The organism is Photobacterium aquae (genome assembly GCF_001029445.1).
GTDB classification, from domain to species: domain Bacteria; phylum Pseudomonadota; class Gammaproteobacteria; order Enterobacterales; family Vibrionaceae; genus Photobacterium; species Photobacterium aquae.
On the sequence record NZ_LDOT01000065.1, the window covers coordinates 1 to 497 of the forward strand.

A 497-nucleotide genomic window follows, 5' to 3' on the forward strand; every position below is an offset into this window, starting at 1 on the left:
AAACCATCAAGGCGAAAGCCGTTGCCAAACAAGCCAAAAAACCCAAAGCCGACCTATTCAAGCTGAATGCAAGGCTAGCGCGGCTTGAAACCGAACAGAAGGCAATCCGCGACCAGATGAAAGCGCGGGGTGTCCATGCCTCAACCAAAAACCGTTTTTGTATGGCCTTTGAAGGCGAACAAGCCGAAAACAAGGCGTATGACTTTTTGCTATGGGCCGCAGGGGCGCGAGGTTGGTCAATGGTGCCCATTGGGGAAAGCGACCACCTAACCGAAACGGCAACCGAAGTCAGGCAAACCGCCCGAGCGGAATACGCCCAGCAATACGAACGGTTTTTGCATAAGCGCAGTTATTGGCAGCATGTCTTATCAGACCCAATGACCCCAAACACCAAAGAGCCGACCGAATTGGAAGTCGCCGCCGCAATGGCGGAGCTTGAACAATATCAACAATTGAAATCCGCAGCATAAGGGAAGTGAGTAAATGGACGAACTAAA

At 51.5% G+C, this 497-nt stretch carries 1 pseudogene; it reads left to right on the forward strand.

Annotation, left to right across the window (positions count from 1 at the left end):
- A pseudogene (locus tag ABT56_RS24320) lies at positions 1–470 on the forward strand (rolling circle replication-associated protein); the annotation flags it as partial.
- Between the last annotated feature and the right edge of the window lie 27 nt (positions 471–497).